The organism is Rhizobium sp. PRIMUS64, assembly GCF_023006465.1.
Classification (GTDB): domain Bacteria; phylum Pseudomonadota; class Alphaproteobacteria; order Rhizobiales; family Rhizobiaceae; genus Rhizobium; species Rhizobium leguminosarum.
The window spans coordinates 13,805-29,970 of sequence record NZ_JALBGX010000083.1 but is presented as its reverse complement, the minus strand read 5'-3'; the positions used below and the strand labels follow the sequence as shown (position 1 = coordinate 29,970).

Annotated in this window: 16 protein-coding genes and 2 pseudogenes; 13 read left to right on the top strand and 5 right to left on the bottom strand. The window is 58.4% G+C overall.

The features are described from left to right. Positions 1 to 101, top strand: a pseudogene (locus MOV76_RS26415) (ATPase); the annotation flags it as partial. On the opposite strand, the pseudogene MOV76_RS26410 reads toward MOV76_RS26415, so the two are convergent. Together MOV76_RS26410 and MOV76_RS26405 are read right to left on the bottom strand one after the other, a co-directional pair. Then, positions 97 to 582, bottom strand: a pseudogene (locus MOV76_RS26410) (FAD/NAD(P)-binding protein); the annotation flags it as partial. The pseudogenes MOV76_RS26415 and MOV76_RS26410 sit on opposite strands and share 5 nt — an antisense overlap. A 54-nt stretch (positions 583 to 636) precedes the next feature. Beyond that, the gene (locus MOV76_RS26405; RefSeq protein ID WP_247265629.1) at positions 637 to 1,065 is read right to left on the bottom strand and encodes an OsmC family protein; all 429 of its coding nucleotides are present in this window, start codon (positions 1,063 to 1,065) and stop codon (positions 637 to 639) included. A gap of 144 nt (positions 1,066 to 1,209) precedes the next feature. On the opposite strand from MOV76_RS26405, the gene MOV76_RS26400 reads away from it, so the two are divergent. Genes MOV76_RS26400 through MOV76_RS26390 form a run of 3 tightly spaced genes read left to right on the top strand, consistent with a single transcriptional unit; the run spans position 1,210 to position 2,623 of the window. Then, positions 1,210 to 1,470 (top strand): hypothetical protein, encoded by a 261-nt coding sequence (locus MOV76_RS26400; RefSeq protein WP_247265628.1) that lies wholly within the window; start codon positions 1,210 to 1,212, stop codon positions 1,468 to 1,470. A gap of 46 nt (positions 1,471 to 1,516) precedes the next feature. Continuing rightward, positions 1,517 to 1,750 (top strand): DUF2188 domain-containing protein, encoded by a 234-nt coding sequence (locus tag MOV76_RS26395; RefSeq protein WP_018244775.1) that lies wholly within the window; start codon positions 1,517 to 1,519, stop codon positions 1,748 to 1,750. Positions 1,751 to 1,768: 18 nt separating this feature from the next. Continuing rightward, the gene (locus tag MOV76_RS26390) at positions 1,769 to 2,623 is read left to right on the top strand and encodes a Ku protein (RefSeq protein WP_247265627.1); all 855 of its coding nucleotides are present in this window, start codon (positions 1,769 to 1,771) and stop codon (positions 2,621 to 2,623) included. 172 nt (positions 2,624 to 2,795) lie between these two features. Here the strand turns inward: MOV76_RS26390 and MOV76_RS26385 are convergent, their stop codons facing one another. Continuing rightward, a complete protein-coding gene (locus MOV76_RS26385; RefSeq protein WP_247265626.1) occupies positions 2,796 to 3,602 on the bottom strand; it encodes a Ku protein in 807 nt (268 codons plus the stop codon). Between the two features lie 569 nt (positions 3,603 to 4,171). Between MOV76_RS26385 and MOV76_RS26380 the strand changes: the two genes are divergently transcribed. After that, on the top strand, positions 4,172 to 5,506 hold the full coding sequence (locus MOV76_RS26380) for an O-antigen ligase (RefSeq protein WP_047622549.1): 1,335 nt from the start codon (positions 4,172 to 4,174) through the stop codon (positions 5,504 to 5,506). A 45-nt stretch (positions 5,507 to 5,551) separates the two neighbouring features. On the opposite strand, the gene MOV76_RS26375 is transcribed toward MOV76_RS26380, so the two are convergent. After that, a complete protein-coding gene (locus tag MOV76_RS26375) occupies positions 5,552 to 6,697 on the bottom strand; it encodes a right-handed parallel beta-helix repeat-containing protein (RefSeq protein WP_247265625.1) in 1,146 nt (381 codons plus the stop codon). A gap of 596 nt (positions 6,698 to 7,293) precedes the next feature. On the opposite strand from MOV76_RS26375, the gene MOV76_RS26370 reads away from it, so the two are divergent. Then, the gene (locus MOV76_RS26370) at positions 7,294 to 9,135 is read left to right on the top strand and encodes an acyltransferase family protein (RefSeq protein ID WP_247265624.1); all 1,842 of its coding nucleotides are present in this window, start codon (positions 7,294 to 7,296) and stop codon (positions 9,133 to 9,135) included. Between the two features lie 162 nt (positions 9,136 to 9,297). Here the strand turns inward: MOV76_RS26370 and MOV76_RS26365 are convergent, their stop codons facing one another. Beyond that, positions 9,298 to 9,993, bottom strand: a complete 696-nt coding sequence (locus MOV76_RS26365; protein WP_247265630.1) for an alpha/beta hydrolase — start codon at positions 9,991 to 9,993, stop codon at positions 9,298 to 9,300. A 550-nt stretch (positions 9,994 to 10,543) separates the two neighbouring features. Here MOV76_RS26365 and MOV76_RS26360 point away from each other — a divergent pair. The 7 genes from MOV76_RS26360 (at position 10,544) to MOV76_RS26330 (ending at position 16,155) form a co-directional block, all read left to right on the top strand. Further along, positions 10,544 to 11,026, top strand: coding sequence for an MSMEG_0572/Sll0783 family nitrogen starvation response protein (locus MOV76_RS26360; RefSeq protein WP_018244765.1), 483 nt, complete (start codon positions 10,544 to 10,546; stop codon positions 11,024 to 11,026). 75 nt (positions 11,027 to 11,101) lie between these two features. Continuing rightward, positions 11,102 to 12,148 (top strand): Nit6803 family nitrilase, encoded by a 1,047-nt coding sequence (locus tag MOV76_RS26355; protein ID WP_247265623.1) that lies wholly within the window; start codon positions 11,102 to 11,104, stop codon positions 12,146 to 12,148. Then, entirely contained in the window at positions 12,075 to 13,193 is a 1,119-nt protein-coding gene (locus tag MOV76_RS26350; RefSeq protein WP_247265622.1) for an MSMEG_0568 family radical SAM protein, read from the top strand. Before MOV76_RS26355 ends, MOV76_RS26350 begins: the two co-directional genes overlap by 74 nt. Further along, positions 13,190 to 13,732, top strand: coding sequence for an MSMEG_0567/Sll0786 family nitrogen starvation N-acetyltransferase (locus MOV76_RS26345; RefSeq protein WP_130750811.1), 543 nt, complete (start codon positions 13,190 to 13,192; stop codon positions 13,730 to 13,732). The genes MOV76_RS26350 and MOV76_RS26345 overlap by 4 nt, the downstream gene beginning before the upstream one ends. A 2-nt stretch (positions 13,733 to 13,734) precedes the next feature. Further along, complete coding sequence (locus tag MOV76_RS26340) at positions 13,735 to 14,709, top strand: sll0787 family AIR synthase-like protein (RefSeq protein WP_247265621.1); 975 nt, start codon at positions 13,735 to 13,737, stop codon at positions 14,707 to 14,709. Next, the gene (locus MOV76_RS26335; protein ID WP_247265620.1) at positions 14,706 to 15,875 is read left to right on the top strand and encodes an MSMEG_0565 family glycosyltransferase; all 1,170 of its coding nucleotides are present in this window, start codon (positions 14,706 to 14,708) and stop codon (positions 15,873 to 15,875) included. Before MOV76_RS26340 ends, MOV76_RS26335 begins: the two co-directional genes overlap by 4 nt. Next, positions 15,868 to 16,155, top strand: a complete 288-nt coding sequence (locus MOV76_RS26330; protein WP_247265619.1) for an MSMEG_0570 family nitrogen starvation response protein — start codon at positions 15,868 to 15,870, stop codon at positions 16,153 to 16,155. Before MOV76_RS26335 ends, MOV76_RS26330 begins: the two co-directional genes overlap by 8 nt. The last annotated feature ends 11 nt before the right edge of the window (positions 16,156 to 16,166 follow it).

Below are 16,166 nucleotides of genomic sequence, written 5' to 3'. Positions count from 1 at the left end.
ATCCCGTGAGCATGCCGGTAACGCGGCTCGTCAACACCGCACTCGACGGCGTTGCCGCCAACGCGCAGGCGATCTTCGAGGATATCCTGCGCTTTTCCAACGGCCGGCACGGGCTTCGACAGCCGTCACCGCAGCGCGGCAATGACGCACGCTACCGTCTTCCAGCAGCGGCTTCAGCAGCGAGGCGACATATTCGCCGAAGAGCCGGCGCTGGGGGAAGAGCGAGCCATCGGGCTGCCTGGCCTCAGGGTCGCCGGCGACGGCGTCGCGGGCTTCGATCCAGGCCAGGAATTCGCCCAGGTCATCGGGCTGCAGGCTCATCTTGGCGGCGGGAACATTGATGCGGTGGGCCGGATCGGCCGTGTCATAGGCAAGGCCGCGGCCGAGTTCGGCGCGCGGCTCGAAGACCATGATGGCAGGGCGCTCGCCGCAGTCGGCTCTCGCGAGATGATAGGCGACGCCGGCGCCGGAGACACCGCCGCCGATGATGGCGACGACGGGCTGTTCAGACGTCGGGAGAGGCTTGGGCTGCATGGTGGCCGGGATCATTGCTTTCGATGCCCGAGCATAGAAGCCGGGCATTGGCCACGCAATCCTCCGCTCTCTATTGTCTATAATTATTATGTAGATACAGAATTACGCCGATATCGTCGTCGAGAACTCGGGATTGCCTCGGATGGTGTTGCTCACCGTGCAGATCTCGTCTTCGGCGGCATGGGCGATTTTCTGTCGGGTTTCCTCGTCGATATCGCCCTTGATCGAAAAGGCGATGTTGAACTTGGCGACGCGCGAAAGGCCTTCCGCCGCCTTCTCGCCGGTGACCTCGGCAGTGATCTCGCTGATCTTGTCGAGAACGCCCATCTGGCTGGCGGCGATGCGGGCGCTGAGCACCAGGCAGGCCGAGAGCGAGGAATAGAGCAGATCGAGCGGATTGAAACCCGGCTGCGACGGCGCGGTGACGATATCGATCTCGCCCTTGGTGGCGGAGGTGACGTGCGGGAAACCGGTACGGCCGAGAACGGCGGTGGCGCCGGTCGGGCGGGGACGAGCCTTGAGATCGGCCATGTTGAAATCCTCTTGCGAATATCTTGCAGATGGTGATTTCCGCCCGAGGCGGCAATGGCAAACGCCGCCCCTGGGTTTCGGAACCTTTCCATCCGTCATCAGTTGAATACACCTGAACGAAATCAGTGACAAAGGTGGATTGCGATGCCTGACGTCCGCAGCATGGATAACCAAGGCCGGCGGATGGATGCTCGCGATCGGCTGATCGTTGCGCTCTATGCGCAGCTGAAGGCCGAGCGGGAAACCCGCGAAACGCTGGAATGGGCGATCCGAAATGGCGCCGTCTCACAGGCGGTGCTGGAAGCCATCGCTGCCGATCCGGTTCCCGTCGTCACCAGCGAGGATATCGCATCGCTAGAGAAGATCATTGCACTCGATGAACGGCACAAATCAAAGCGGAACTAGCCGACGACATCATGCACCCTATTTAGTTGAGAAGAGGAGATCCGAAATGGCCGATATCACCTATCAGGTCGTGCCGCATGACAATGGCTGGGCCTATAAGCTCGGCGACACACTTTCGGAAACCTATGCGACAGCTGACGAAGCGATTGTCCATGCCAAGGACGCCGCATCGCGCCAGAAGATCGGCAATGGCGATGCGCTGCTCGCCTATCCCGCACCCGACGGCCGCGGCTGGGCATTTCAGGAACTCGAAACCGACAAGAGCGGCAGCCGGCTCTGATTTGCGACGGAGGATGGAATGGCCGCTCGGGCAAGCTGGAAGGGTCATCTGAAGGTAGGCGACCTTGCCTGCGCCGTCGGGCTCTACACCGCTGTTTCCTCCTCTGACCGCGTCTCCTTCAACATTATCAACCGCAGGACCGGCCACCGGGTGGAACGGCAATTCGTCGACAGCGAGACCGGTAAACCGGTCGAGCGGGGCGACCAGGTCAAGGGCTACCAGATGGAGAATGGCGACTACATCGTCATCGAGGGCGACGAGATCGCCGAAATCATGCCGGAAAGCGACAAGGTCCTCAATATCAAGGCTTTCATCGCCTTCGACGATATCGACAAGCTATATTTCGACCGCCCTTACTATCTCGCGCCCGTCGACGAACATGACGAGGAGGCGCTGTCGCTGATCGCCAGGGGCATGCGTGACGGCAAGGTCGCGGCTCTGGCCGAAGCCGTGCTTTTCCGGCGAATCCGGACGCTGCTGATCCGTCCGCATGACGACTACATCGTCGCGACGATGCTGAATTTCGACCACGAGGTGCGTTCTGCCGATACGGTCTTCAAGGATATCCCCGACATCAAGTTCGACAAGGAAATGATCGAGCTTGCGGGCCATATCATCGGCACCAAACAAGGCAGCTTCGAACCGAGCACGTACGAGGATCGCTACGAAGCTGCCCTCGTCGAACTGGTGAGGGCTAAGATCGAAGGCCGGGCGCCACCGAAGAAGAAACAGGCCCCGGAACGCAAGGTCGTCGACCTGATGGAGGCACTGCGCCAGAGTGCCAAGATGAGCGGCAAGGCGCCAGCAAAGAAGGCCCTGGCGAAGAAGAAGGCGCCGGCGCGCAGCGACAGCCGCAGCAAGAAGGCAAGCTGAGATGGCCTCGCCCCCTGGCGGGCGATGGGCAATCTCAAGCGCACCCGACCTCGCGCGAATACAACGGTTGGTCGCGCCGGCGAAGTCGCGGGACCTGAAGCGCGTCAAAGTGGATTCCCGCGATGCTTTAAGTCTTTGATTTATGTATATCCCAAAATCGCTGGCCACTTTTTCATTGGCGCGGCTTCTGGCCGCCTTCCGCTGCCAGGCTCTTCTTCAGCGCATCCATGATATTGATGACGTTGCCGGTCGATTTCACCGGCGCGGGTTTTGCCACGGGCGCTGCCTTCTTCAGGCTCTTCTGCTTGCCGCGGATCATCGACTTCAGGCGTTTCTGGACCGGGTCCTGCACCATGCTCGGGCTCCAATCCTTCGTCTCTTCCTTCACCAGTTGCGTCATCAGCGTCAGCAGCTTGCTATCGATCTCGGCCTTATCGTCGAGTTCGGCTATGGGATCACGCACCTCGTCGCCGTAGCGCAGGGTCCAGAGAACGATGCCTTTGCCTTGCGGCTCCAGCAGCACGGCACGCTCGCGACGATAAAGGACAAGGCGGGCGATGCCGACGACCTCATTCGCCTTCATCGCCTCGCGGATGACGCAGAAGGCTTCCACCCCGACCTTGTCCTCGGGCGCCAGAAAATGCGGTTTGTCGTACCAGATCCAATCGATCGAGCCGCGCGGCACGAAAGTGTCGATCTCGATGGTGCGAGTACTTTCGGGCCCGACCTCCTCGATCTCCTCGTCTTCGAGTAGAACATAGTCGTCCTCGCCGCGCGGATAGCCCTTCACCTGGTCCCTCTCGGCCACAGGTTTGTGGGTGACGCTGTCGACATAACGGCTTTCGACGCGGTTCTTCGTCTGGCGATTGAGGACGTGGAAACGGACCTTGTTGCTTTCGGTCGTCGCCGGCGTCAGCGAGACGGCGGCGGTGACGAGCGAGAGCTTGAGATAGCCTTTCCAGAATGTCTGACGTGCCATGTCTGTCCTGTCTCCCGGACACGGTTGGGCATGGCTATCAACGGCGGGTTCGGGCTTTGGTTCCGCGAGCTGAACGAAGTTTCGATTGGCGACAACAGCCAACCTCCCGGCGTGCGTGTCAGGAGCGCGATCGTACCCGCCGGGGAAGTTGGACAAGATCATACCCACATTGAATGATAGTGGCGTTGCAGTTGCGAGCGTGTGGCAGCGGATGGCTAGGACCAGTTGGCGCGACATATTGGAAGGTTTAGCAAACTGGATTCGACGAATAATATGGCTTAGAGTGGCGCCCACATGGTGGCTTAAGCAGAAATTGAAGCAATAACTTATTGATCTGGTTCATGAATTGCACGCCAACCACACACACTGCAAAAGAGCTACGTGCCGGCTGTTTTGGATTGTGGGAGTGGCGAACCAATCGAACCGTATCGATTTGTGATGGATTGTAGACAGAAACCAATGTCGATGATTTCATGTCGCATACAGAGTCCGGCAGAGGTAAATTGTGATTTTGGCTCAGTCCTATTTCGAATAGGAACATCCCCGAACATGAGATAGAAGAGCTCTTAATGGCGATACAAGACGCGTCTATAGCACGAGACTATTATCAAGGCAGCCACCGTCGGCGCACTGCGTCCAGATGGCGCGTCAGGCGAGACGTGCTGGCGAAGCTGGTTCTTACTGTCGCATTTTATGCGGCGCTTTGGCGGGCGACCGGCATGTGGTACGGCCTGCCTGCAAATTTCGATGATGGCGCGTCGGTAGACCCGCTTCCGATGAAGTTAATGCTTTACAGCCTTATCCCATTGTCCGGTCTGTATTTTCTGTTGGAACAACGGCAATTCATAAGAACCTTTTCAAGGATTTCACCGCTCATCGGGGTCGTTGCCATTTCCTGTCTGACATCAATCGTCTTCTCGATTGACAAAGGTGCATCTTTAAAGGGATTGGCCGCCGTCATCGTTCTTGCGGTCCCGCCGCTTCTTTATCGCGCGCGCTATGGCAACGTGGAAGCATTTCGCATCCTGGGGCGTTTTGCGATCGCGGCGGCATTTATCAATGTTCTCTATACTGCCGCTTTCCCGCAATTTGCAATCATGCGCGGCAGCTATGCCGGTATGGTAAAGGGAGCGTTTTACCACAAGAATACATTGGGACAATTTTGCTCAGTCAGCTTTGTTTGCCTGTTGTCGACGCAGAAGCTAGGTCGACTTCGTTACAGCACGCTTGTTCGATGGGCTGCGATGCTTTGCCTCCTCGCTTTGATTGTAGCGACAAAGTCCTCGACAGCGGTTGTATTGACGATGTTCGGCAGTGTCATGCTGTATGCTATCCGGATTATCCACGTCTACCCAAATCGCCTTTTTCGCTCATTTGTCGTCGCTCTGCTGTTTCTTCTTGTGGGTTTTGCGGCCAGTTTCATTTATTTAGGTGTGGCCTCTGCCGTTGCTGAAGCTTTCGGCAAAGACCTTACTTTCTCGGGGCGCACCAACATCTGGGAACAGCTGTTTCCGCTGATATGGGATAGGCCCATAACCGGCTACGGCTTTGCGATGTTCCGCCAGCCTGATGTCATGGAGGAATATGTCAAGGTGACGTTCGACGCGCGGTCGACGCACAACACCTATCTCGAACTTGCCCTCAATATCGGCATTCCCGGTGTCGGTGCATGGGTTGTGTTTTTGGTGACTCGTCTTTTCCGGAAGATGACAATCGTCGAATCCGATCAAGAGCAATCGGGCGCCAGACGGAAGGAGATCGTGATTATCATCCTGATCATGCTTGGATCCATGACAGAGGCAGGGATGATGCTCGCACCCTTTATTCTCTGGCCACACACGGTGATTGCACTCTCCGAGCTGCGTCCGAGGTTGTTGGCAAACCGGAGACCGCGTGAGGCTTGAGACGCGGAGGCTTCACGGAGGCTCCGCCTGGCCTCAGTGTGGCGATTAAATAGAGAGATAGCGCTTCTGCCAAGGCAGCATGTTTTCTTGCCATGCACGCGGCGTGAAATTGTCATAGGCCGTCTCGGCAATCGCCAACATCCAATTCTGCCCCTTGCGGGCCAGCAATACGCATGACAATTCCATGCCAGGCTCGATCGCAATGGAGGGCCGGTTGGCGCCTGATATATCGATCCCTTTGTTCCGCCACTGGATGCGGATTTCGTCGGGCTCGGATGTCCATTCGCCGGAGGAAACGGAAGCCTTTCCGTCCGGCTTGACGCGAAGCGGTGGCGGCGTGACGTTCAGAAAGCTGCCGTCGTTGAGATAGTTGTCTTCGATTTCCCCCGCAGTCGCTCTGCCGTTTCCTTTCAGAAAGATGTCCTGCTTGCACCGCAAGAATATGTTGCGTCGAAAGCTTCCAGACCACGGCCGATTGGCAAAAAACCCAATCTCACATTCGCTGATCACGTTATCGTGGATATCCATGTCTTTGCGAAATGCCAGGCTCTGGTCCGAGTAACCGCTCAAACTCACGCCACGATTGCTGTTCTCGATCCTGTTGTCATAAACATGGTGGCCAGCATGGTCGACTTGATCGCCAACCCCATACCCGAAGGAATAATCATTCATCTTCCCGTCGCGCATGACGTTACTGCGCACGACGGCATCGTCGCCGATCGATGAAAAGGAGAAATTTTTCCCCCCGATGAAATTGTATTCAACAAGGTATTGTCGCGTTCTACCGCAAACCAGCGCCCCCTTGTTGGATGTGCTGGTCGGCAACTGAAGAAAAAGGTTGCCCCGAACCACCACATTGGAGCTCACATTGCGATCGTCGTTTTCGTAGGCGAATTGGCAACAATCCGCCCCCTGGCCGGGCGCCGGGCCGACGCGGTTGTTCTCCAGCAACACGTCCGACGTCATGGTTAGGTAAATGCCGTCGCCGTTCACATTCTCGGTCTCACAGCGCCGTATGACCAGATTCCTGCCATTGTGAAATTTGAAGCCGCGGGGAGAATTCTTGACGATCACGTCTTCGACCACCGTATCGGAAAACACCTGATAGGCGACGCCGATGTCCGGAGCGCCGTCGATGACCTGTCCCCGCGTAGATGCACCGTGAATTTTCTTTCGCAAGATGGCGGGCATCGGATCTCCATTCGATACGGTTACAGCTTCTAATAATGAGGGGTCGTGTGGCGGATGTTTGAATATCTGGAAATTATCCTAAACTGAACGACCGCTGAGAAATCCATGTAAATAGACCCATGACGTCCCGGCCACATCGATTGAAACTGTGTCCGTCCAGCTGCGTGCTCTGCCCTGGGATCGCCTTCCGGCACTCTGTTGGTCACACGTTCGCCCAATTTGGCCTGCAAGCCGTCCTGGCAATGCCGCGCTGCGTTTCGGCAGTCAATGTTAAATCGCCCGTCAGCCTTATGGCCTGAGTTGTGGAACCGTTGAAAGGCAGCTGTAAAATGTGCCCTTTAGTCGAATCACCGTCGAAATGAGAAGCGGATGGACATCGCTCTCCTTCTCGCCAGCTTCATCGGACGAATGGTAAAATAAGCAATACTCCGAAAACACCGATGACCCTTGCGGCCCCTCCGCCGACTCTCGAGGCCGTTTCTCGCTGTGGACAGAAGCCCGTCTAAGGCGAGTAGTTTTCATTTCACCCTGATGCTGATTGCATATTGACCGGTCTCACGGTACGAAATCCTGGGAGGCCAAATATCGAGGCCCAAATGATTACGCATCGTCAAGATATCGACGGCCTGCGTGCCGTAGCCGTAATTTTTGTGATTCTTTATCACTGTGGATTTGACCGCATTCTCCCCGGTGGATTTATCGGGGTGGACATTTTTTTCGTGATCTCGGGATACCTGATTACGAAAATCATTCTTGCTGACGTTGGGGATGGCCGATTCTCGATTGGCAACTTTTATAGTCGCCGCGCAAAACGAATTCTTCCCGCTGTCGTGGTCATGTATGCCGTTGTGATGGCGGCTTCTTATTTTACGATGCTGCCTGACGAAAGCTTGCGGGTCTTTAAGTCTGTCACTTCCTCCGCGCTTTTTGCCTCAAATGCTTATTTCTATTTTACAACTGGATATTTCGATGATTCCTCGGAATTCAATCCAGTCCTGCACACATGGTCGTTGTCGGTCGAAGAGCAGTTCTACGTCTTTTTTCCACTGATCGTCATGTTGGCAAGCCGATATGGGCGCAGGGCAACCGGGATGGCCATAGCGGGGCTTTTTGCGGTCAGCATCATTGCTTCCATTATCACTGTTCCAATCAACCGCTCCGCAGCCTTTTATCTTGTACAGTATCGCGCGTGGGAACTGCTCGTAGGCGCTCTCATCGCAGGACCGGCACTGACGAAATTCTCTGATGCGCGGACCAACGATGTGCTTTCGGCAATCGGTGCTTTGCTCATCTGCCTCAGCGCGTTGCTGCTGTCGAAGACGTCCGAGTTTCCCGGATTGACGGCGTTGCCCGCGACCGCAGGCACGGCGCTGATCATCTGGACGGGCCCAAGCACCCTTGTCAGCAAGCTTCTCTCATTGAGGGTCGCCACTGCTATAGGCTTGATCTCGTACTCCCTCTATCTGTGGCATTGGCCGATTTGGGTGTTTTCGAACCAGTACGGAGCTTGGGAGCATGGCTGGCAATTGGTGCCGATCGCTTTGAGTTTCATCGTCGCATATGTTTCGTGGCGATTTGTCGAAACGCCGTTCCGAACAATGAGATACCGACCTCTCGTGTCCGTAGCCGCCGGAGCTGCTTCAATCGCATCCGTAGCAATGCTGGCATTTGTCGGGCAACTCGCTGCCGATCAAATGAAAGAGGACAACACGGCTGTTGAACGGGTGGCGGAATTTGCTGACTACGACCCTTCGAAAGCCTTTCGCAGTGGACAATGCTTCCTCACGTCGAACGACGGCATCGAAAAATATGATCGTGATGCCTGCCTGGCTCTATCAAACAATCAGCAAAACATAGCGCTTGTCGGTGATAGTCACGCCGCTCATCTATATCCCGGGCTAAGGGCGCTTTCGGGGGCCAATGTCATTCAAGCGAACGCATCAGGGTGTCGTCCCACCCTCGACGCCGAAGGCGAGGAACGCTGCATTGAACTCATGAACTACATGTTCAAGGATTTCTTGCCGAGCCATAAAGTCGATGTTCTCGTATTGGCTGGACGCTGGACAAAAGATGACGTGAAACTCATCAGAAAGACGGTGGATTACCTATCACCGTTTGCCAAAAAGATCGTCGTCTTCGGACCAGTGGCAGAGTATAAATCTTCCCTGCCGCGGTTGCTGGCACACAGTCTCTACGACAAGCAACCATTTAAAGCCGCCGATCATCTGGTGCCTCGACAACGCATCGGTCTGGACATTCAAGACGCGTTGGCCGGAAGCGGGGCAACATACATCTCTACCTATAAGACGATGTGCAATCCAGATTGTGTGGTGTGGACAAACAGCGGAGACCCAGTCCAATTCGACTATGGGCACTTCACCGCCGACGGCTCCCGCGTTCTGATTTCAAGAGTTAAGCAAGCCCTCGTCGTTCAGTGATAAGAGCGTGCCCATCATCGCGCGTTTAGTTGAAATGATCCCATCGATACCGGCGCAGCAGGGATTAAGCCGGAGCATGGAAGGCGGAAGCGATCAAGCAGATGATCGAGCGGCTCGCGCGGAGGCGCTCATTCTCACGCCCCCGCCACAAGCGCTTTGTTCTTACTTTGAGACTGCCATGGCCGCCTCATCGATAAAAGCCGCGACCTGCAGAGGCTTTGATTGCGGCAAAGCATGACTTGCTTCCAAGGTCATGACTTTCCGAGCATTGATACGAGCCGACATTGCTGCCTGGTTTTCAGGAGCAATCATCCTGTCTTCACTTGCTATCTGATACCAGGACGGCTTCTTCCGCCAGGCGGGCGCGGTGACGACGTCGCCAAAGGTGCCGGCAAGCGGCGCTTTTTGGGTGGCCGCCAAAACGAAAGCATCTTCGAGGGATATATCCTGGCAGAAGCTTTCGTGAAATTTATCGGCCTTGAGCCAGAGGTAGCTGTCGCTGTCCGGCTCGATATTGGCCATTGCCGCGGGCGGATGCCGTTGCGTGATAGCAGCTGGACTTTCGCCTTCGTCGGGAGAGAATGCGGCGATATAGACAAGCCCCGCGACATTCGGCTGATCTCCGGCTTCGGTGATGACCGCACCGCCGTAGGAATGACCGACAAGCACGACCGGCCCTTTCTGCTGGGCCACCATCTTGCGTGTCCGTTCAGCGTCCTCAGCGAGCGAAGTCAACGGCAGTTCGACGGCGTGAACGGACTGATAGCCCCTATGCGCCAGCTCGAGTATCACCTTTCCCCAATGGGCGGCCCCACCCCAAAAGCCGTGCACCAGAATGATCGTGGGTTTATGACTCATAGTTTCTCCTGTTTTCTGAAAAGAGCGATACGACTGTGATCGGCGAGAACGGAATCCAGGCATCCTCTTTCGCCGTCGGCGGAATTGGCGGCTTGTTCCGTTGGTACACCAACGGTCTCACGCACACATCCAACCGCTTTAATTGATTGCATTCAATACAGCTAGATTTTTTCGATTGATGCGATAATGCCTGTTGACGCGTAGCCCTTCTTCGAACCGAGACGCATCCATTGTATTGCGACGCCGCCGGAAAGGCGGCCTCAACTCGGACAACAGCTTCAATCCTGGCCCGCGCCGGGCAAGTATCAATGCTTCCTGCCATGATTGACGACCAATTGAATGCACCTGTTTTGAGCTTTCGTGCATTCGATTTTTGCACGCCGTCGCTCAGAAAATTAGCTCTAAAATTTTCTCTTTCGTTATTGATAGCATAATTGAATGCATTATCGACATATTTGACTGCTATTTGTGCATAATCAATCTGGCATAGCGCTTGCAATTGGATGGATGCTCCCCGGATGGGGATCGGATTTCAATCAAGGAGCCATCCATGCCCGCAGTGACCAAGCCAGCCAATCAAAAAGGCGACTTTCTTGTCGATTACGAGGACAAGGTTTTTGAGGACGTACAGGCCGGCGAAGGCGAAAAGGCCCTCGTCACCTTCCATACAGTGGCCTTCGAAGGATCGATCGGATTCGTCAACCTGCTGCAGGCGACGCGCCTGAAGCGGAAGGGGTTCGAGACCTCGGTCCTTCTCTACGGCCCGGGCGTCACGCTCGGCGTCCAGCGCGGCTTTCCGACGCTCGGGGCGGAGGCCTTTCCCGGCCATCTGAATTTCAACAACCAGATCGTCAAGTTCATGGAAGAAGGCGGCAAAGTCTATGCGTGCCGTTTTGCCCTTCAGGCGCTTTACGGCCATGGCGAAGGCGCGCTGATCCCCGGCATCACGCCGATCAGTCCGCTCGACGTTCTCGACCTGATCCTGATCCATCGCCGCGACGGCGCCTTCATCCTTGATACCTGGACGCTCTGAGCATCAGGCGCCCCAAAAAATAAAGGGCGGAGCCTTGGCGCTCCGCCTCTCCACCCGTCAATCGAGGATTTCGTCATGGAGAAAAAACCGAGCGTCCGGGTTGCCGCCGCGCAGATCGCGCCGGATCTGACCTCGCGCGAGAAAACACTGGCCCGCGTGCTGGATGCAATTCGTGAGGCCGCCGCCAAAGGCGCCGAGCTGATCGTCTTTCCCGAAACCTTCGTCCCCTGGTACCCCTATTTTTCTTTCGTGTTGCCGCCGGTTCTTTCCGGCAAGGAGCATGTGCGACTTTATGAGGAAGCCGTCACGGTGCCGAGTGCTGCCACCGATGCCGTCTCGGCAGCCGCCCGCGAGCATGGCATCGTCGTGGCGCTTGGCGTCAACGAGCGTGACCACGGATCGCTCTATAATGCCCAGCTGCTGTTTGATGCCGATGGCACGCTCATCCTCAAGCGTCGCAAGATCACCCCAACCTTTCATGAGCGAATGATCTGGGGCCAGGGCGACGCCTCCGGCCTGAAGGTGGTCGACAGCGCCGTCGGACGCCTTGGGGCGCTGGCCTGCTGGGAGCATTACAATCCTCTGGCCCGCTACGCCCTGATGGCCCAGCACGAGGATATCCATATCGCCCAGTTTCCGGGCTCGATGGTCGGACCGATTTTTGCCGACCAGATGGAAGTCACCATCCGCCACCACGCGCTGGAAAGCGGTTGTTTCGTGGTCAATGCCACAGGCTGGCTAACCGACGAGCAGATTGCCTCCATCACCTCCGACGCCGGCCTGCAGAAGGCCCTGCGCGGCGGCTGCATGACCGCGATCATCTCGCCCGAAGGCAAACATGTCGTGCCGCCGCTGATGGAAGGCGAAGGCATCCTGATCGCCGATCTCGACATGAGCCTGATCGTGAAACGCAAGCGGATGATGGATTCGGTCGGCCATTATGCCCGGCCCGAGCTGTTGCATCTTGTCATGGATGGCCGCGCCACGGCGCCGATGGTCACCACCACCCAGCCATCCCTCCCCACAGCCGAAGCAAGGACCCTTTCCGATGGAGAATACGACACGTCTGCCGACCGAGATTCTGATCAACGAATTGCAGTCCTACGGAGCCCGGCTCGTTGACCCCAAGGCCGGGCATGAAAGTCGCCGCGGTGGTGCCGGACCTTCCGACCACAAGGCGCTGACCATTGACGGCATGACGGTGATGGTGCCGGTTCACACCGCACCCGCATTCGAGAGCCCCTATCTGGTGGAGAAGCCGGACGAGATGGGTCGCAGCCGTATCAGCCGGGACGGCACGGTGCTGGGCGAAGTCTCCTTTCCCCTGCGCCCGCGCTTCTACGAGCGCTCGACCGCCGACGGCATCCCCTATTCGCAGATCGCCGTTCTGCACGGCAAGGACGTGCTCGCTACCACCGTGCTGCAGACCTGCATCCGCTATCAGAGCCGCACCAAGACCTGTCAGTTCTGCGCCATCGGCCAATCGCTGGCCGCCGGCCGCACTATCGCCCACAAGACGCCAGAGCAGCTCGCGGAAGTCGCCAAGGCCGCCGTCGAACTGGACGGCGTCAAACATATGGTGATGACCACCGGCACGCCGAAGGGCGACGACCGCGGTGCTGCGATCCTCGCTGACAGCGCCCGCGCCATCAAGGCGGCCGTCAATATTCCTATCCAGGCGCAATGCGAGCCGCCGGAAGACGATATATGGTTCACCCGCATGAAGGAGGCCGGCGTCGATGCACTGGGCATGCATCTGGAAGCCGTAACGCCGGAGGTGCGTGCCCGCATCATGCCGGGCAAGGCACAGGTCTCGATCGCCAAATATATGGCCTCGTTCAAAGCCGCAGTGGAGGTCTTCGGGCGCGGCCAGGTCTCGACCTACATTCTGGCGGGTCTCGGCGACAGCCGTGAAGCCATTCTGGACATCTGCGAAAAGCTGGTTGCGCTCGGTGTCTATCCCTTCGTCGTGCCCTTCGTACCAATCTCCGGCACGCCGCTCGAAAGCCACCCGGCGCCGCGGCCCGACTTCATGCACTCGATCCTCGGACCCTTGTCCAGGATGCTGGTCGCCAGCGGCTTGAAGGCCGTCGACATCAAGGCCGGCTGCGGCAAATGCGGCGCCTGCTCCGCCCTTTCCACCTATGAAAGGATGCTCACCAAATGATGCTCGAAGCCTTTGCTCCCTATCGCTCAAGCGAATTCCAGGTGAAGTTCGCAACCTCCGCCTGGGAGCGCCGCGAAGCGCATACGCTACGCCGCGCCGTCTTCTGCCAGGAGCAGCAGATCTTCGAAGGCGATGACCGCGACGCGATCGACGACGACGCCATCCCGATCGTGGCTCTCTCCATGCTCGGCATTGCCGCCGACCAGTTGGTCGGAACGGTGCGCATCCATCAGGCCGAACCCGGCCTCTGGTGGGGCTCGCGACTGGCGGTCCATCCGGATTTTCGCAAGATCGGCGCCCTAGGGGCGACCCTGATCAAGCTCGCCGTATCCTCCGCCAATGCGATCGGATGCCACACATTTCTCGCCAATGTGCAGGTTCAGAACGGTCTGCTGTTCCGCAGGCTGCACTGGGATGTGATCGAGGAGTTCGAGGTCTACGGCAAGCCGCATCTCAGGATGAAGGCCGACCTTGCCTATTATCCGCCCTGCGTCACACCCGAGGCAGGCTTCACCGCCCTTTCCAGAAAGGCGGCGTGAGAATGGTCGCGATCGACATCAAGACCCTGGCGGCAAAACTCTCGACCAGCAGCGGCATCGCCGCCAAGCAGGATATCGGCACGATCGCGGCAAGGCTCGGCCTGCAGGGGCAGCAAATTGCCGTCGGCGACGATTGCGCCGCGCTGCGCGATGGCGACGGTTATCTGCTTTTTGCCATCGAAGGGTTCATGAACGAGTTCGTCGCCGCCGACCCCTGGTTCGCCGGCTGGTGCGGCGTCATGGTCAATATTTCCGACGTCGTTGCCATGGGCGGCCGGCCAATCGCCGTGGTCGATGCCGTCTGGGCCAATGGCGAGGCTGGCGCGACACCCGTTCTCGAAGGCATGCGGGCGGCATCCAGCGCCTTTGGCGTGCCGATCGTCGGCGGGCACACCAATATCCGCACCGAACGCGGCCAATTGTCGGTCGCCATTCTCGGTCGTGCCAAGACGCTGCTGACGAGCTTCGATGCACAGCCGGGCGATGTGCTGGTTGCAGCGATCGACCATCGCGGCCGTTACCGCGAACCCTTCAACAACTGGGAAGCCGCCACCGATGCCGCGCCGGCGCGCCTGCGCGGCGACCTCGAGCTGCTACCCGAGATCGCCGAGGCCGGGCTGGCGCTGTCTGCGAAGGATATCAGCCAGGGCGGCATCATCGGCACGGCCATCATGCTGGCCGAATGTTCGCATGTCGGCATCGATATCGACGTCACCGCCATTCCCCTGCCCGCCGGTGTGAGCCTTGACCGCTGGCTCGTCACCTTTCCGAGCTTCGGCTATCTGCTCTCGGTCGCGCCGGAACATGCGGCCGATGTCGTCACCCGCTTCACCGCGCGCGGCATCAGCGCCGCGGTCATCGGCGCAGTCGTGGCTGGTGCCGAGGTCGCACTGGTCGATGGCGAGAGCCGTGCAGTGGTGCGCGATCATGCCGAAACACCCCTGCTGCAGCTCGGTCGGCAGGATGTCGCCGCATGAGCCTCCCGCCGCACCGAACCCTGCGCATTGCCATGCTGACCCATTCCACCAATCCGCGTGGCGGCGTGGTTCATGCCATGCAGCTTTCGGAAGCGCTGACCTCGCTCGGTCATGAGGTGGTCCTGCATGCGCCCGATGCCAAGGGGGCGGGCTTCTTTCGTCAGCCCTCCTGCGGCACGGCCTGCATTGCCGTGCCGCCGGCACCCGCGGACATGACGGAAATGGTCGAGCAGCGGATTGCCGACTATGTCGGTTATTTCCGAAGAACCGGAACCAATGGCTTCGACCTGTTCCACGCCCATGACGGCATTTCCGGCAATGCGCTGGCAACCCTCAAGCTGGAGGGCCTGATCCCGAATTTTGCCCGCACGGTCCACCACATCGACCAGTTCGCCGATCCGCGTCTCATGACTTTGCAGGATCGCGCGATCGACGCGGCCGATATCGTCTTCGCCGTCAGCCGCCTCTGGCGGGACAAGCTGAGAGAGGATCGCGGCATTGATGCGGTGGTAGTCGGCAACGGTGTCGACACCAACCGCTTCTCGCCTGCCTGGAGCGGAGAGCAGGTCGCTCTGCGCGACAGGCTGCAGCTGGGAAGCGGGCCGATCTTCCTTAGTGTCGGCGGCATCGAGGCGCGAAAGAACACCCTTGGTATTCTCGAAGCCTTTCGTCAGGTCCGCGCCATCCGGCCGGATGCCCAGCTCGTCATTGCCGGGGGCGCCTCGCTCCTGGACCATGGCGACTATCAGGAAGAGTTCCGTTCTTGCCTCGCCTGCCTCGGTCGGGACGCCGCGGCGGTGCATATCACCGGTCCGATAGCAGATACCGACATGCCCAGCCTCTACCGGCTGGCGGATGCGCTGGTATTTCCCTCGTTCAAGGAAGGTTTCGGCCTCGTCGTTCTGGAAGCCATGGCCAGTGGCATTCCGGTCGTGACGTCCTCGATTGCGCCCTTCACCGAATATCTGGGTCCCGGCGATGCGATCTGGTGCGATCCGCACCATCCCGTCTCCATTGCCGAGGGCATGGCGCTGGCGCTGGTCGCACCGATCCGCGAGCAGATCATTCCCCGTGGTCTCGAGGTTGCCGCCCGCCATGGCTGGCACCAAACCGCAATAGCCCATCTTGCCCGCTATCACAGTCTGTTGGAGCCCAACCATGCCTGAAATGCGGTTCGTCATTGCCTGGCCGGATGGCCGCAAGGAGACCTGTTACTCGCCCTCCCTGGTGATCAAGGACTATTTCGCCGAGGGCCGAAGCTATCCGCTGTCCGACTTTCTCGATCGCAGCCGCACGGCGCTGACCATCGCCAGCGACAGGGTCAAGACGAGATACGGCTATCCCTGTTCCCTAGCGCTCGGCCAGCTGTCGCGCATCGAACAGGCCGCCACTCCCTATCTCACCGACGCAGGGGCCGAAGTCCGCTGCGAAAGCTTCATCCTTTGAAAGGACCCACC

What these genes read in the sequence shown, in the direction of transcription:
- MOV76_RS26350 (WP_247265622.1), top strand. Translation starts at nt 12,075, where the DNA reads ATGGAGAATACGACACGTCTGCCGACCGAGATTCTGATCAACGAATTG.
- MOV76_RS26360 (WP_018244765.1), top strand. Translation starts at nt 10,544, where the DNA reads ATGCCCGCAGTGACCAAGCCAGCCAATCAAAAAGGCGACTTTCTTGTC.
- MOV76_RS26400 (WP_247265628.1), top strand. Translation starts at nt 1,210, where the DNA reads ATGCCTGACGTCCGCAGCATGGATAACCAAGGCCGGCGGATGGATGCT.
- MOV76_RS26355 (WP_247265623.1), top strand. Translation starts at nt 11,102, where the DNA reads ATGGAGAAAAAACCGAGCGTCCGGGTTGCCGCCGCGCAGATCGCGCCG.
- MOV76_RS26330 (WP_247265619.1), top strand. Translation starts at nt 15,868, where the DNA reads ATGCCTGAAATGCGGTTCGTCATTGCCTGGCCGGATGGCCGCAAGGAG.
- MOV76_RS26405 (WP_247265629.1), bottom strand. Translation starts at nt 1,065, where the DNA reads ATGGCCGATCTCAAGGCTCGTCCCCGCCCGACCGGCGCCACCGCCGTT.
- MOV76_RS26390 (WP_247265627.1), top strand. Translation starts at nt 1,769, where the DNA reads ATGGCCGCTCGGGCAAGCTGGAAGGGTCATCTGAAGGTAGGCGACCTT.
- MOV76_RS26395 (WP_018244775.1), top strand. Translation starts at nt 1,517, where the DNA reads ATGGCCGATATCACCTATCAGGTCGTGCCGCATGACAATGGCTGGGCC.
- MOV76_RS26345 (WP_130750811.1), top strand. Translation starts at nt 13,190, where the DNA reads ATGATGCTCGAAGCCTTTGCTCCCTATCGCTCAAGCGAATTCCAGGTG.
- MOV76_RS26385 (WP_247265626.1), bottom strand. Translation starts at nt 3,602, where the DNA reads ATGGCACGTCAGACATTCTGGAAAGGCTATCTCAAGCTCTCGCTCGTC.
- MOV76_RS26335 (WP_247265620.1), top strand. Translation starts at nt 14,706, where the DNA reads ATGAGCCTCCCGCCGCACCGAACCCTGCGCATTGCCATGCTGACCCAT.
- MOV76_RS26365 (WP_247265630.1), bottom strand. Translation starts at nt 9,993, where the DNA reads ATGAGTCATAAACCCACGATCATTCTGGTGCACGGCTTTTGGGGTGGG.
- MOV76_RS26370 (WP_247265624.1), top strand. Translation starts at nt 7,294, where the DNA reads ATGATTACGCATCGTCAAGATATCGACGGCCTGCGTGCCGTAGCCGTA.
- MOV76_RS26380 (WP_047622549.1), top strand. Translation starts at nt 4,172, where the DNA reads ATGGCGATACAAGACGCGTCTATAGCACGAGACTATTATCAAGGCAGC.
- MOV76_RS26375 (WP_247265625.1), bottom strand. Translation starts at nt 6,697, where the DNA reads ATGCCCGCCATCTTGCGAAAGAAAATTCACGGTGCATCTACGCGGGGA.
- MOV76_RS26340 (WP_247265621.1), top strand. Translation starts at nt 13,735, where the DNA reads ATGGTCGCGATCGACATCAAGACCCTGGCGGCAAAACTCTCGACCAGC.